At 44.4% G+C, this 286-nt stretch carries 1 protein-coding gene; it reads left to right on the top strand.

Features of this window, described 5'->3' with window-relative positions; all coding sequences use genetic code 11:
• Nucleotides 1–34 precede the first annotated feature (34 nt).
• Nucleotides 35–286 (top strand): choice-of-anchor I domain-containing protein (locus ACO0LB_RS20905; protein ID WP_423052670.1); only part of this gene is annotated, 252 nt, incomplete at its 3' end.

Below are 286 nucleotides of genomic sequence, written 5' to 3'. Positions count from 1 at the left end.
AGACAAAAACATCGGTAATCTACAAAGCTACGCAATGTTAGAAGGTCTCTACATGCCAGATAGTATCACTAGCTACACTGTTGATGGCAACACCTACATCGTGACTGCAAACGAAGGCGACGGCCGTGAATATGGCATCAAGACCACGCAAAAAATGTGTGATGAGAAAGGTTTTGAGTGGGACGGTGACGATTATCAAGGCACCGAAAACTACACCACAGAAAAAGACTTTTGTATCGCGTATGTCGATGAAGTACGCGGCAAGAAGTTAGATGTTGACGCTAAC

This window comes from Undibacterium sp. SXout7W (assembly GCF_049339385.1).
Lineage (GTDB): Bacteria > Pseudomonadota > Gammaproteobacteria > Burkholderiales > Burkholderiaceae_D > Undibacterium.
The sequence above is the reverse complement of the archived record's forward strand: the minus strand, read 5'-3'. Positions and strand labels throughout refer to the sequence as shown.